A 13,999-nucleotide genomic window follows, 5' to 3' on the forward strand; every position below is an offset into this window, starting at 1 on the left:
TTGTGCGTGGGGGCGCGCGTCTCGGTGCGGGCCGGAGAAGCCGTCGGGCTCCGGTTCGGTAGGGTCGGCGGCGATGCACAAGACCCTGATCGTGACCAACGACTTCCCGCCCCGGCCCGGTGGTATCCAGGCGTTCCTGCACAACATCGCGCTGCGCCTGGACCCCGAGAAGGTCGTCGTCTACGCCTCGACCTGGAAGCGCGGCCGGGAGGGTGCCCGGGCGACGGCCGCCTTCGACGCCGAGCAGCCCTTCACCGTCGTACGCGACCGCACGACCATGCTGCTGCCGACGCCGGGTGCCACGAACCGCGCGGTGTCGCTGCTGCGCGAGCACGGCTGTACGTCGGTGTGGTTCGGCGCGGCGGCCCCGCTCGGCCTGATGGCGCCCGCACTGCGCAGGGCGGGCGCCCGGCGGCTGGTGGCCACCACGCACGGGCACGAGGCGGGGTGGGCGCAGCTGCCCGCCGCCCGGCAGCTGCTGCGGCGGATCGGCGAGGGCACGGACACGATCACGTATCTCGGGGAGTACACCCGCTCCCGGATCGCGACCGCGCTGACGCCCCGGGCCGCCTCGCGCATGGTCCAGCTGCCGCCGGGCGTCGACGAGAAGACGTTCCATCCGGGGTCCGGCGGCGACGAGGTCCGGGCCCGGCTCGGGCTGGCGGACCGGCCGGTGGTCGTGTGTGTGTCCCGGCTGGTGAGGCGCAAGGGCCAGGACACGCTGATCCAGGCCATGCCCCGCATCCTGGCCGCCGAGCCGGAGACCGTGCTGCTGATCGTCGGGGGCGGCCCGTACGAGGGCGAACTGCGCAGGCTCGCTCAGGACACCGGGGTCGCCGACTCCGTCCGCTTCACGGGCGCCGTGCCCTGGTCCGAGCTGCCCGCCCACTACGGCGCCGGTGACGTCTTCGCCATGCCGTGCCGTACGCGCCGGGGCGGGCTCGACGTGGAGGGGCTCGGGATCGTGTACCTGGAGGCCTCCGCGACCGGGCTCCCGGTTGTCGCCGGTGACTCCGGCGGCGCCCCCGACGCCGTGCTGGACGGCGAGACCGGCTGGGTGGTGCGCGGCGGCTCCCCGGAGGACGCCGCCGAGCGCATCCTCGCACTTCTCGTCGACCCGGAACTCCGGCGACGCATGGGGGAGCGGGGACGGGAGTGGGTCGAGGAGAAATGGCGCTGGGACCTGCTGGCGGAACGGCTGGAAGCCCTGTTGTAAAAGGCCGACCCAAAGGTCCGTTCCAATCGCTGTCGTACGTCTGGCCGGAACCGGGAAATCCGTACATGCTGCGCACATGACAGCAAAACTGATGCAGCGTCAGCTGACGAGACGTCATATATTGGGCATGGTGGCCCTTCAGACGGCCGCCGCGTCCGGTCTCACCCGCATCGGTCTGCAGTCGGCGTCGGCCGCCGAACCGGCCGCCGTCGACAACGCTCCCGCCCTCGTCATCGGCTCGGGCTACGGCGCCGCCGTGGCCGCACTCCGCCTCGGCCAGGCCGGCATCCGCACGGTCGTCCTGGAGATGGGCAAGCTCTGGAACACCCCCGGCTCCGACGGCAAGATCTTCTGCTCGACCAAGGAGCCGGACCAGCGGTCCATGTGGTTCAAGACCCGGACCGAGGCCCCGCTCGCCACGTTCCTCTGGCTGGACGTCGTCAACAAGGACATCAGCCTCTACCCCGGAGTGCTGGACCGGGTTCGCTTCGCCAACATGTCCGTGTTCCTGGGACGCGGCGTCGGCGGCGGCTCGCTGGTCAACGGCAGCATGGCCGTCACACCACCCCAGTCGTACTTCGCCGAGCAGTTTCCGACCGTCGACACCACCGAGATGTACTCCACGTACTTCCCGCGCGCCCGCGCCATGCTCGGCGTCAACAACGTCGACCCCGCGTGGTTCGAGTCCACCGAGTGGTACCGCTTCAGCCGGATCTCCCGGGCGCACGCCGAGAAGACCGGCCTCAAGACCACCTTCGTGCCCAGCGTCTACGACTTCGACTACATGCAACGTGAGGCCGCCGGCACCGCCACCAAGTCGGCCCTCGCCGGCGAGGTCATCTACGGCAACAACCACGGCAAGCGCAGCCTCGACAAGTCGTACCTCGCCGCCGCCCTCGGCACCGGCAACGTCACCATCCACACCATGGAACGCGCCAAGGGCATCCGCCGGCTGAGCGACGGCACGTACGTCGTCACCGCCGACCGCGTCGACGGCACCGGCACGGTCGTCGAGACCAAGGAGTACGGCTGTACGTACCTGTTCCTCGGCGCCGGCAGCGTCGGCACCACCGAACTCCTCGTCCGGGCACGGGCGAAGGGCACCCTGCCCGCCCTGGACGCCGCCGTGGGCGCGGGCTGGGGCACCAACGGCAACGTGATGCTCGGCCGGGCCAACCACCTCTGGGACACCGTCGGGGCGAACCAGTCGACCATGCCGGTCATGGGCATCGACGACTGGGCCAACACCTCCAACCCCGTCTTCGCGGAGATCGCCCCGCTGCCCACCGGGCTGGAGCACTGGGTCAGCCTCTATCTGGCGATCACCAAGAACACGGAGCGCGCGTCCTTCACGTACGACTCCGCGACCGACGGGGTGAAGCTCGGCTGGAGCGCCGCACAGAGCGCGGTGTCCGTGTCGATGGCCAAGAAGCTCTTCGACCGGATCAACGCGGCCAACTCCACGATCTACCGGTACGACCTGTTCGGCTCGTCCAACAAGGTGTTCGCCGACGACTTCACATACCACCCGCTGGGCGGCTGCGTGCTGGGGAAGGCGACCGACAACTACGGGAGGGTGAAGGGGTATTCGAAGCTGTACGTCACCGACGGCTCGCTCGTGCCCGGTTCGATCGGGGTGAACCCGTTCGTCACGATCACCGCGCTCGCCGAACGCACGATGGCGCGGGTCCTCGCCGAGGACACCGCGCCATAGCCGTATGTTCGAAGGCGGGCTACTTCTGGTAGATCGCCTCGATCTCGCCCGCGAAATCCTTCGCCACCACATTGCGCTTGAGCTTCAAAGACGGTGTCAGGTGGCCCGAATCCTCCGTGAACTGGGAGGACAGAATGCGGAACTTCCGCACCGATTCCGCCTTCGACACCGCGGCGTTGCCGTCGTCGATCGCGGCCTGGACGGCCGCGTTCAGATCGGCGTCCGCGCTCAGCGACGCCGCGGTTGAACCCGCGGGCTTGCCGTGCTCGGCGGCCCAACGGCCCAGGAACTCCTCGTCGATGGTGACCAGCGCGCCCACGAAGGGCCGCCCGTCGCCGACCACCATGCACTCCGCGACCAGCGCGTGCGCCCGGATCCGGTCCTCGATCACGGCCGGGGCGACGTTCTTGCCGCCCGCGGTGACGATGATCTCCTTCTTGCGGCCGGTGATGCTCAGATAGCCGTCCTCGTCGAGGGTGCCGATGTCACCGGTGTGGAACCAGCCGTCGGTCAGCGCCTCGGCCGTCGCGGCCTCGTTGTTCCAGTAGCCCTTGAACAGGTGCTCGCCGTGCAGCAGCACCTCGCCGTCGTCCGCGATCCGGATCACCGAACCCGGCAGCGGCTGGCCGACCGTACCGATCTTCGGACGGTCCCAGGGGTTGAACGCGGTGGCCGCGCAGGACTCCGTCAGGCCGTAGCCCTCCAGGACCGTGAAGCCGATGCCGCGGAAGAAGTGACCGAGGCGCTCGCCCAGCGGGGCACCGCCGGAGATGGCGTACTCGCCCTTGCCGCCCAGCACCGCGCGCAGCTTGCTGTAGACGAGCTTGTCGAAGACCGTGTGCTTGATCTTCAGACCGAGGGACGGGCCCGACGGGGTGTCCAGAGCCCTGCTGTACGCGATCGCCGTGTCCGAGGCCTTGTCGAAGATCTTGCCCTTGCCGTCGGCCTGCGCCTTGGCGCGCGCCGAGTTGTAGACCTTCTCGAAGACACGCGGGACACCGAGGATCAGCGTCGGCCGGAAGGAGGCCAGCTCGTCGGTGAGGTTCTTGATGTCCGGTACGGTGCCCAGCTTGATCGGCGCCATCATCGGCGCGACCTGCACCAGCCGCCCGAAGACATGCGCGAGCGGCAGGAAGAGGAGCACCGAGCACTCGCCCGTACGGAACAGCGGGCGCAGCCGCTCGACCACGTTCCCGCACTCGGCGAAGAAGCTGCGGTGGGTGAGGACGCACCCCTTCGGGCGGCCCGTCGTGCCGGAGGTGTAGACGATCGTCGCCGGGTCGTCGGCCTTCGCCAGCGAACTGCGCTCCTCGACGGCCTTGTCCGTGACGCCCTGGCCGAGACGGCCCAGCTCCTCCACGCCACCGCCCTCGATCTGCCAGACGTGCTTCAGCGCCGGCAGCCGGTCGCGCACCGACTCCACGGCGGTCGTGTGACCGTCCAGCTCCACGATCACGGCCGTCGCACCCGAGTCGGAGAGGATCCACTCCACCTGCTCCGGCGAACTGGTCTCGTACACCGGCACGGTGATCGCGCCGGCCGACCAGATCGCGAAGTCCAGCAGGGTCCACTCGTACCGCGTGCGGGACATCAGCCCGACCCGGTCGCCCGGCTGCACACCGGAGGCGATGAGGCCCTTGGCGGCGGCCCGCACCTCGGCGAGGAACTCGACGGCGTTGACGTCCTGCCAGGTGCTGCCCACCTTGCGGGCGATGACGGCGACATCGGGATGCTGCGCGGCGTTTCTACGGACGATGTCGGTGAGATTGCCGTCCGTGGGGACCTCGTACAAAGCCGGAAGGCTGAACTCGCGCAAGACTGCTGCTCCTCATAGGGCGCCGGCGCCACGACTCTGTGTGTGATGCCACGGTGTGGTCCAAGGTCGGGGCGAGAGCTCGGGTCCCGCTCGGCCTCGTTCCTCACTGGTTGAAAACCTGAGCACGACTGGACTGCCCGGACGTTACCCGCCGGTATGCCCTCTCCGCGAGGGGGGTTCACCGAGATGTCTTCCGCGTCACACAGGGGGTTGTACCGCGCACAGTATTCCACCCGGTTACTGACTGGCCAGTAACCACAGATCCGACCGACTCTGTTCACGTTTGGCGCACACGCCTACCCTTGATCGACATGGCACCCACAGCAGGCGGTAACCGCAGGACACGGATTCACGTGGTCAGCGACGTGCACGGCAACGCGCACGACCTGGCCCGCGCGGGCGAGGGTGCCGACGCCCTGGTGTGTCTGGGTGACCTGGTCCTCTTCCTCGACTACGCCGACCACTCGCGCGGCATCTTCCCCGACCTCTTCGGCGCCGAGAACGCGAGCCGGCTCGTCGAGCTGCGCACCGCCCGGCGCTTCGAGGAGGCGCGCGAGCTCGGCACCCGGCTGTGGGCGGGCGTCGGCGGCGACCGCCCCGCCGTGATCGAGAAGGCCGTCCGCAAGCAGTACGCCGAGCTGTTCTCGGCCTTCCCCACACCGACGTACGCCACCTACGGCAATGTCGATATGCCGACGCTGTGGCCCGAGTACGCGGGACCGGGCACGACCGTGCTGGACGGGGAGCGGGTGGAGATCGGGGGGTGGGTCTTCGGTTTCGTGGGCGGGGGCCTGCGGACACCGATGCGCACGCCGTACGAGATCAGCGACGAGGAGTACGCGGCGAAGATCGAGGCGGTCGGGGAGGTCGACGTGCTGTGCACACACATCCCGCCGGAGGTTCCTGAGCTGGTGTACGACACGGTGGCGCGGCGGTTCGAGCGGGGGAGCCGGGCGCTGCTGGAGGCGATTCGTCGTACCCGGCCCCGGTACTCGTTGTTCGGGCATGTGCATCAGCCGTTGGCGCGGCGGATGCGGATCGGGGCGACGGAGTGTGTCAACGTCGGGCACTTCGCGGGGAGCGGGAAGCCGTGGGCGCTGGAGTGGTGAGCTTCCGGGCCGGGTGTGGTGGCAAGGGTTCGCCGTGCGCGCGGTAGCCTTCACGCTGCACACACGTGCGCACCACCCTCCCTCACCGGACCGTCTCTGGAGGAGCCACGGCGATGGCGGAATTCACCAGTTCGAGCATCACGATCGAGGCCGCGGCCGCCGACGTCATGGGAGTGATCTCCGACTTCGCCCGCTACCCGGACTGGACGGGCGAGGTGAAGCAGGCGGAGGTACTTCAGACCGACGGCCAGGGCCGCGCCGAGCAGGTCCGGCTCGTCATGGACGCGGGGGCGATCAAGGACGACCAGGTGCTCGCGTACACCTGGAGCGGGGAGCACGAGGTTTCCTGGAGCCTGGTCAAGTCCCAGATGCTGCGGTCGCTGGACGGGACGTACCTCCTGAAGCCGGTCGGTGACACGGTGACCGAGGTGACGTACCAGCTGACCGTGGACGTCAAGATCCCGATGCTGGGGATGATCAAGCGCAAGGCGGAGAAGGTCATCATCGACAGGGCGTTGGCGGGGCTGAAGAAGAGGGTCGAGTCGGGCGCGTAGCCCTCGCGGGCCGCTGGGCCAAGGCGCCTGATGGCTCGGGGCGTGCGGTGGTAGGGCGACTGCGGGTCGGTCGTGGCCGGTCGCGCAGTTCCCCGCGCCCTGGAAGATCCGGGGCGCGGCACGGTCGCCGGTCCCGACCGCCCCGACCACGGGCAATCGTGCCGCTGTGGCCCGCGCCCGTCCCGAAGAGAGCGGCACCCGGTGAGCGCCGGGCCGCGCGACCTCCCGCCGCCGCCCAGCCACGGCACCGGGCGCGGGCTCGGCTACCGTTCACCCTCATGCGCACCATCCTGATCACCGGGCAAGGCGGCAGTGGCCGTACGACGGTCGCCGCGGCCACCGCGCTCGGCGCGGCCCGTGAGGGCGCTCGCACGCTCGTGCTGAGCGCGGACCGGATCGACAGCCTCGGTGCCGTCCTCGGCACGGCCACCGGGGCCGAGCCCGTCCGGGTCGAGTCCGGCCTCACGGCCTGGCGGCCCGACGCCGCCGAGGGCTTCCGGGAGGACCTCGTCGCGTTCCAGGAGCGGGCCGCCTCCGTGCTCGACCTGCTGGGGGCCGGCCGACTGGACGCCGAGGAACTCACCCCGCTTCCCGGCGCCGAGGAACTCGCTCTGCTGCGGGCGCTGCGCGACGCCGTGTTCTCCGAGGCGTACGACCTGCTCGTCGTGGATCTGCCACCCGCACCCGACGCGCTCGCCCTGCTCGGACTTCCCGAGGAACTGCGGCGGTATCTGCGGCGGCTGCTCCCCGCCGAACGGCAGGCCGCCCGCGCCCTGCGCCCCGTCCTCGGGCGGCTCGCGGGCGTGCCCATGCCCGCCGAGTGGCTGTACGAGACGGCCGGCCGCTGGGACGTCGAGCTGGCCGCCGTCGCCGCGGTCCTCGAGGACGCCACCACGACCGTACGACTCGTCGCCGAACCGGGACCCGCCGGTGCCGACCACGTCCGCGCCGCCACCGTCGGCCTCGCCCTGCGCGGCCTCGCGGTCGACACGTTGATCGCCAACCGCGTCCTGCCCGAGGAGACCCACGACACCTGGCTCGCGGGGCTCGTCGCCCAGCAGGGCAAGACCCTCGCCGAGTGGCGCGACACCCGGCCCGTACGGGAGGTGCCGCACCTCGGGCGCGACCCCCGCGGCCTCGACGACCTCGCCGAGCTCGACATGCCGGGGGTCAACCCGGCGCCCGACCCGGTCGGGTGGCCCGTCGTCGATCAGCTCGCCGAGGACGGGGTGCTCGTCTGGCATCTGCCGCTGCCCGGCGCGATACGCGACGAGCTGGACCTCATCCGGCGCGGTGACGAACTCGTCGTCACCGCCGGGCAGTTCCGGCGGATCGTCCCGCTGCCGTCCGCCCTGCGCCGCTGCACCGTCGACGGCGCCGCCCTGCGCGACGGCGAGCTGAGGATCCGCTTCGCGCCGGATCCGAAGCTTTGGCCCCGGGCACGATGAACCGCGTACCCCCGTTCGGGTAACGTCGAAGGTACGAACCGTAGGCAGGAGTCCGCCATGAGCGAAGAGCGCCCACCGTCGTCCGATGCCGCGTCCGGCGCGGCCCGGGAGGACGAGGCCTACGAGTCACGGGCGCGCGCGACCGACGACGACGCCTGGGCGACGGCGTGCGAGGAGGACCTCGCCGCGGAGAAGGCCCGCCGCCGGGCGAAGTACGGGCCGCCCCCGGGCTCGGCCGCCGAGGAACTGCGCAAGCTCGTCGACGCGGTCGGCGAGAAACTCGCCGGACTCCAGTCGCCGCTGCTCGGCGCCGCCGCCTCCGGCGCGGCCCAGCACATGGTCAGCCAGGTCGTGAAGCAGGCCAAGGCCGCCGTCGAACCGGTCATCGAACGCAACCCGGACGTCTTCGACCATCTCGCCGCCGCCGGCTCCGAGCTGCTGGCCGCCTACCGCTCCGCCGTCGAGGCCCAGGAGCGCCGCTGGACGAACCGGGACGGCACCCGCCCTGACCAGGGCGAGGACCCCGGCCCCGGCGAGCGCATCGACCTCGACTGACGGCCGCCCGCACCGCCGCCGTCCGCCGGGCGGACGACGGGGATCCCAAGGCAGGCGCTCGGGTACGGTTGGCCGTAGCGGGGCTCGACCGAAACTGAGGGATTCATGGGACTCACCATCGGCGTCGACATCGGCGGTACCAAGATCGCGGCAGGCGTGGTCGACGAGGAAGGCAACATCCTCTCGACGCACAAGGTGCCGACCCCGGGTACGCCCGAGGCGATCGTGGACGCCATCGCCGCCGCCGTCGAGGGCGCGCGAGCCGGTCACGAGATCGTCGGCGTGGGCATCGGTGCCGCCGGCTATGTCGACCGTCAGCGCTCCACGGTCTACTTCGCCCCCAACATCGACTGGCGCAACGAGCCGCTCAAGGAGAAGGTCGAGGCCCGCGTGGGCCTGCCCGTCGTCGTGGAGAACGACGCCAACGCCGCCGCCTGGGGCGAGTACAGGTTCGGCGCGGGCAAGGGCCACCGCAACGTCATCTGCATCACCCTCGGCACGGGTCTCGGCGGCGGCATCATCATCGGCAACAAGCTGCGCCGCGGGCACTACGGCGTGGCCGCGGAGTTCGGCCACATCCGGATGGTCCCGGACGGGCTGCTGTGCGGCTGCGGCTCACAGGGCTGCTGGGAGCAGTACGCGTCGGGGCGCGCGCTGGTGAGATACGCCAAACAGCGCGCCAACGCGACCCCGGAGAACGCCGAGATCCTGCTGGGCCTGGGCGACGGCAGCCCCGAGGGCATCGAGGGCAAGCACATCTCCATGGCCGCCCGCCAGGGCGACCCCGTCGCCGTGGACTCCTACCGCGAGCTGGCCCGCTGGGCCGGCGCCGGCCTCGCCGACCTGGCCTCCCTCTTCGACCCGTCCGCCTTCATCGTCGGCGGCGGCCTCTCCGACGAGGGCGAGCTGGTCCTGGACCCGATCCGCAATTCCTACAAGCGCTGGCTCGTCGGCGGCAACTGGCGCCCGGTCGCCGAGGTCATCGCCGCCCAACTGGGCAACGAGGCGGGCCTGGTGGGAGCGGCGGACCTGGCGAGAGAGCCGGCCCCGATCATGTAACTGCCGGGAACTCCCCGCGCCCTGCTTTCAGGGGCGCGGGGAACCGCGCGGGGAACCACGACGCACCGGCACCCGCAAACGGACAAATACCCCGAGCTCCTAGGCGTATCTTGATCCGCATGGTGATGCCCAACTCCCGCACAAACCCCGACGGTTCGGCAACCATCCGCGTCCTCAGCTACAACATCCGCTCCCTGCGGGACGACACGGACGCCCTCGCCCGAGTGATCACCGCCTGCGCCCCCGACCTGGTCCTCATCCAGGAAGCCCCCCGTTTCTTCCGCTGGCGCAAGAAACTCGCGAGGCTGGCCGCGGCCTCCGACCTGCTGGTCCTCTCCGGCGGGGCCACCGCCTCCGGCCCGGCGCTGCTGTGCAACCTCCGCACCACCGTCGAGCGCACCGAGGACGTACTGCTGCCGCTCACCCCCGGCCTGCACAGACGCGGCTTCGCGACCGCGGTGGTCCGCTTCGGGCGGGCCCGCCTCGGCGTCCTGTCCTGCCACCTCTCGCTGCAGAAGGACGAGCGGTACGAGCAGGGCGGCATGCTGCTCGACCGCCTCGCCGCGCTGGGCGTGGAGCACGCGGTCGCGGGCGGCGACCTCAACGAACGCCCGGACGGCCGCACCTTCCGGCGCCTCGCCGCAGGCCTCCAGGACTGCTGGACCACCGCCCCCTGGGGCACGGAGTACACCTCCACGCCGGCCGACCCCCACCAGCGCATCGACGCCATCCTGGCCACACCCGGCATCGAGGTCCTCGGCTGCGGGGTCCCCCTGGACCACCCCGGGATCACGGAACACGATCTGAGGGCGGCCACGGACCACCTTCCGGTCCTGGCCGCCCTCAGAGTGCCCGCGACTGTCGACTGACTACGGCCGCTGCTTCACCTTGTCGACGATGGCCCAGCTGTCGAGGTACGAGAGCTGGGTGTACGTCTTCATGTTCGCGCCGTCGCCCGAGGTGCGCTCGTCACGGAAGCCCAGGAACTCGTAGGTCGCCGGGTTGAAGATGAAGTACGAGCCGAAGCCCATCATGCCCGTCGGGTCGTCGTACGTGATGGCCACGCCCGTACGGCCCTTGGCGTCCTTCTGGTTCGGCACCGCCTTCACACCGGGGACCATGCCGAGCGCCTCGTACGCCGCCGGGCGCAGGCCCTCCGGCATCACCGGGACCAGCTTGAGGAGCCCGGCGAGGCTGAAGTGGATGTCGGACCACTCCTGCTCGGTGATGTCGTCGAGCGAGTCGTTCTTGTCGTCGGGCCCGCTCTTGTGCAGCAGCGACAGGATCAGCTTCTCGGGATCGGTCGGGAGCTTCTCCAGCGTGCCCCAGTCCTGCGGCGGCCAGACGCTCTCGTTCTTCTTGAGCGGCGGCGACCACCAGCCATGGCCGATCTCCATGATCCAGGAGCGCTGGGACCCGTCCACAGAGCGCCAGTTCTCGTCGACGTAGCTCTTCGTGGTGCCCGTCTTCTGGTTGGTCTCCTTGATGATCTCCTTGGTGTAGAGGAACTGGTCGTCGCGCGGCGCCGCGGCCTGCTCGTGCTTGCGGGCGTACGCCGCCGCCCCGTTCAGCACGGTCCGCGCGCTCACGTTCTCCATGGACGGGTTGCCGCTGGCCGGTGGCTTCGCGGTCTTCCCGGTGCCGCCGTCGTCCTGCACCGCGACCAGCACACCGGCGGCGACCGCCGCCGCCAACGCGCCGGTCAGAGCGACGCGCAGCACGGGGCGGCGCCGCATGAGCGGAACGGGTCCGCGTGCCGTGTGCTTCGCCTCCGTGGCGTTGATGGTGGCGAGCAGGCGGGCCCGCCCGCGTCGCCGGGTCTCGTCGTCGAGCGGGGGGACCCCCGCGTCGAATGCGGCGAGGTCTCTCAGGTCCCTCGACTCGTCGATGTCACGCATGGGCGTCTGCCTCTCGGAAAGCTGTCGGATCGGATCCGCCCAGTGCTTCGCGCAATCTGCTGCGAGCCCGGTGCAACCGGGATCTGACCGTGCCGACGGGTACGCCGAGGGCCTCGGCGGCCTCCTCGTAGTCGAGGCCGCCCCACGCGACCAGCAGGACGACATCGCGGTGCCGGGCTGACAACCCGGCCAGCGCGGCAGCCAACTCCCGGCGCACCCCCGTGGCACCGGCCCTGGCCACCGCGCGCTCCGCGACCGCCTCCTCGTGCTCCACCGGCGCCGGAACCCGGGCGAGCGCCTTGAAACGGCGCGCCTCGGCTCGGCGGTGACGGCTCACGAGATTGGTCGCGATGCCGAACAACCAGGGGCGGGCGTCGGCCCGCTCCAGGTCGTACCTGTGGCGTCGCTGGAAGGCGGTGACGAAGGTCTCCGCCATCAGATCCTCCGCCGCCTCCGGACCGAGACGCCGGGCCGCGTATCTGTGCACGGCGTCGGCGTACCGGTCGTAGAGCGCGGCGAACTGCTCGGGCTCGTCCCGGGACCGCTCGATCACGCGGGCGTCACTCTCCTCGCGCTCCTCCGCGCGGATGCGGACGCCCGGGGGCTCGACGGTCATCGGGGCTCCTTTCGTTCGTCTGAACGCCTCGAAGGCTTGGGCTCGTTCGTGTTGTTCTTCGTGTTGTTCACCCCTACTTCGCCGCTCGCCCGAATCGAGTTCCATTTCGACCGAGGGATGTTCTCCACTAGGCGTACGACATGGCCGAGGGCCCGTCCGGAACGCTCCCGGACGGGCCCTCGCACACACGAATCACCAGGTCAGACGACCGCGCCCCGCCCCGGGTCGTCGTGCCCCTCCTCGTCGTCGCTCTTCATGCGCATCACCAGCGTGGCGAAGCCGCCGAGGAAGCCGCCGATGCCGAGCGTGGTGAGCCACCAGGTCATGTCCCAGCCGAGCAGCACGGCGAGCAGCAGCAGGACCGGGCCGCCGACCACGCCGAGCCACGCGAACTTGGCGGTCGCGTCCGCCTCGGGCAGCGGGGGCGGCTCGGGCGGGACGAAATGGCCCTCGTCGTCATCGTCCTCCTCGTCGTCCTCGGCGGTGTCCTCCCCGACGGGGTCGGGCACGCTGTAGTCGCGCGGGCCGCCGACGCCGGGCGCGAACGCGACCGAGCTGCCGAGTGCCCTGGGCGCCGAGGGGCCGCCCTGCTCGGAGGCGCCGGAGGGCTTGTCGGAGGAGTCGTCCGGCTCGGTCGGCTCGAGCAGTGCCAGGTCCTCGATCGACTTGAACGGCTTGGCACCGGGCGGGTCCGGCGGCTCCGCGCCGAACCCGGCGACGATCGCCTGCCATGCCGCGTCCTCGTCGAACGGCACGTGCTGCTCCTCGCCCGGCGGCTCGGCCGGGGGCTCACCCCGGGAGCCACCGCCGCGCTCACCGAGAGGCGCGCCCTTCTCCTCCGGCTCACGCTCGGAGTCGTGCTCAGCCACCAGTGGCCGTCCCTTCCCTCTGCTCCCGCTGCTTCCCGGATCCCGCGCCGGACTGCTCCGCGGAACCCTTCTCGGACTGCCGTACGGATCGCGGGCCCGACTCCTTCACGGAATCCGCCACCGACCCGCTGTCCGTCGCTTTCCCGGTCTGTTCCACGGCCCCCGCCCCGGACTCCGACGCCGCCTTGCCCGCGGCCGGCGCGATCCGGGTGATGAACGTGTGGCTCTGCTCGAAGATCAGGTCCGCGTCATGGTCCAACGTCGCGACATGGTGGCTCTGTTCCAGCACGATCTCCGTGACGTCCGTCGAGGACACCCGGCCAAGGACGCGCTCGGAGTCGACGGGCGGTACGACATGGTCCCGCGCGCTGTGGAGCAGCAGCAACGGCTGGGTGACCTGCGGCAGCTCGCCGTCGACGAACCGCAGGAAGGTCCGCAGCGAGTGCGCCGCGTGCAGGGGCACCCTGCTGTACCCCAGCTCCTCGACGCCCTCCTTCGCGATGTCGCTCGTGATCCCCTTCGCCGTGGGCAGGAAGTGACGGGCCACGGGCAGGGCGTGCGCGGCGAGGCCGTGCACCTTGTTCGCCGGGTTGACGACGACGATGCCGTCGACCGCCTCCCCGTGCTTCGCCGCCAGCCGAAGCGCCAGCGCGCCTCCCATGGACAGCCCGGCCACGAACACCCGGGCGCAGCTCTCGCGCAGGGCCCACAGCTCGCGGTCCACCTCCGCGTACCAGTCCTGCCAGCCGGTCGGCCGCAGCTCCTCCCAGTGGGTCCCGTGCCCCGGCAGCAGCGGCAGCCGCACCGTCAGCCCGCGCGCGGCGAGGTACTCCCCCCAGGGGCGCAGCGACTGCGGGGAACCGGTGAAACCGTGGCAGAGGAGGACTCCTACCTCCCCGCCCTCATGGCGGTACGGCTCGGCTCCGGGAAGGACCGGCACGTGTCGGGCTCCTGTTCATGAGAAGGGCGTGAGTCCAGATGTTGTTCACCGTACGCGACCGCACTGACACCGACCAGGGGCTTCGCCCCGCCACGGAGCGGACACCGGGCGGGACCGGACAGGGGCGGTCGGCCGCTTCCTCCGGGCGCCGGGTTAAGGTCTGATCTACAGAACACAGAGAGGCACTCGGTTGTTGTACGGCGCG

The 13,999-nt window shown here is 70.9% G+C and carries 13 protein-coding genes; 8 read left to right on the plus strand and 5 right to left on the minus strand.

Features of this window, described 5'->3' with window-relative positions; translation table 11 throughout:
• The first annotated feature begins 73 nt into the window (after window positions 1-73).
• Window positions 74-1,216 (plus strand): glycosyltransferase family 4 protein, encoded by a 1,143-nt coding sequence (locus SGFS_RS41385; RefSeq protein WP_286257443.1) that lies wholly within the window; start codon window positions 74-76, stop codon window positions 1,214-1,216.
• Window positions 1,217-1,292: 76 nt separating this feature from the next.
• Window positions 1,293-2,930, plus strand: coding sequence for a GMC oxidoreductase (locus tag SGFS_RS41390; RefSeq protein ID WP_461851703.1), 1,638 nt, complete (start codon window positions 1,293-1,295; stop codon window positions 2,928-2,930).
• Between the two features lie 19 nt (window positions 2,931-2,949).
• On the opposite strand, the gene SGFS_RS41395 is transcribed toward SGFS_RS41390, so the two are convergent.
• Window positions 2,950-4,746, minus strand: coding sequence for an AMP-dependent synthetase/ligase (locus SGFS_RS41395; RefSeq protein WP_286257445.1), 1,797 nt, complete (start codon window positions 4,744-4,746; stop codon window positions 2,950-2,952).
• Window positions 4,747-5,099: 353 nt separating this feature from the next.
• On the opposite strand from SGFS_RS41395, the gene SGFS_RS41400 reads away from it, so the two are divergent.
• The 6 genes from SGFS_RS41400 (at window position 5,100) to SGFS_RS41425 (ending at window position 10,340) form a co-directional block, all read left to right on the plus strand.
• Window positions 5,100-5,855, plus strand: coding sequence for a metallophosphoesterase family protein (locus SGFS_RS41400; protein ID WP_286260314.1), 756 nt, complete (start codon window positions 5,100-5,102; stop codon window positions 5,853-5,855).
• Between the two features lie 113 nt (window positions 5,856-5,968).
• Window positions 5,969-6,409 carry an SRPBCC family protein gene (locus SGFS_RS41405; protein ID WP_286257447.1) on the plus strand — a complete coding sequence of 147 codons (441 nt, stop codon included), beginning with the start codon at window positions 5,969-5,971 and terminating at the stop codon, window positions 6,407-6,409.
• 278 nt (window positions 6,410-6,687) lie between these two features.
• The gene (locus tag SGFS_RS41410) at window positions 6,688-7,857 is read left to right on the plus strand and encodes an ArsA family ATPase (RefSeq protein ID WP_286257448.1); all 1,170 of its coding nucleotides are present in this window, start codon (window positions 6,688-6,690) and stop codon (window positions 7,855-7,857) included.
• A gap of 57 nt (window positions 7,858-7,914) precedes the next feature.
• Window positions 7,915-8,412: a DUF5304 domain-containing protein gene (locus SGFS_RS41415; protein WP_286257449.1), complete on the plus strand. Its 498-nt coding sequence runs from the start codon at window positions 7,915-7,917 to the stop codon at window positions 8,410-8,412.
• Window positions 8,413-8,517: 105 nt separating this feature from the next.
• Window positions 8,518-9,471: an ROK family glucokinase gene (locus SGFS_RS41420; protein ID WP_286257450.1), complete on the plus strand. Its 954-nt coding sequence runs from the start codon at window positions 8,518-8,520 to the stop codon at window positions 9,469-9,471.
• A 119-nt stretch (window positions 9,472-9,590) separates the two neighbouring features.
• Entirely contained in the window at window positions 9,591-10,340 is a 750-nt protein-coding gene (locus tag SGFS_RS41425; RefSeq protein ID WP_286257451.1) for an endonuclease/exonuclease/phosphatase family protein, read from the plus strand.
• On the opposite strand, the gene SGFS_RS41430 is transcribed toward SGFS_RS41425, so the two are convergent.
• From SGFS_RS41430 to SGFS_RS41445, 4 genes are all read right to left on the minus strand, one after another.
• Window positions 10,341-11,369: a CU044_5270 family protein gene (locus SGFS_RS41430; protein WP_286257453.1), complete on the minus strand. Its 1,029-nt coding sequence runs from the start codon at window positions 11,367-11,369 to the stop codon at window positions 10,341-10,343. It abuts the gene before it with no gap.
• On the minus strand, window positions 11,362-11,985 hold the full coding sequence (locus SGFS_RS41435) for an RNA polymerase sigma factor (protein WP_286257454.1): 624 nt from the start codon (window positions 11,983-11,985) through the stop codon (window positions 11,362-11,364). The genes SGFS_RS41430 and SGFS_RS41435 overlap by 8 nt, the downstream gene beginning before the upstream one ends.
• A gap of 200 nt (window positions 11,986-12,185) precedes the next feature.
• Window positions 12,186-12,854 carry a hypothetical protein gene (locus tag SGFS_RS41440; RefSeq protein WP_286257455.1) on the minus strand — a complete coding sequence of 223 codons (669 nt, stop codon included), beginning with the start codon at window positions 12,852-12,854 and terminating at the stop codon, window positions 12,186-12,188.
• Window positions 12,847-13,794 carry an alpha/beta hydrolase gene (locus SGFS_RS41445; RefSeq protein WP_434028138.1) on the minus strand — a complete coding sequence of 316 codons (948 nt, stop codon included), beginning with the start codon at window positions 13,792-13,794 and terminating at the stop codon, window positions 12,847-12,849. The genes SGFS_RS41440 and SGFS_RS41445 overlap by 8 nt, the downstream gene beginning before the upstream one ends.
• Window positions 13,795-13,999: the final 205 nt, after the last annotated feature.

The sequence above is a fragment of the Streptomyces graminofaciens genome, assembly GCF_030294945.1.
GTDB lineage: Bacteria > Actinomycetota > Actinomycetes > Streptomycetales > Streptomycetaceae > Streptomyces > Streptomyces graminofaciens.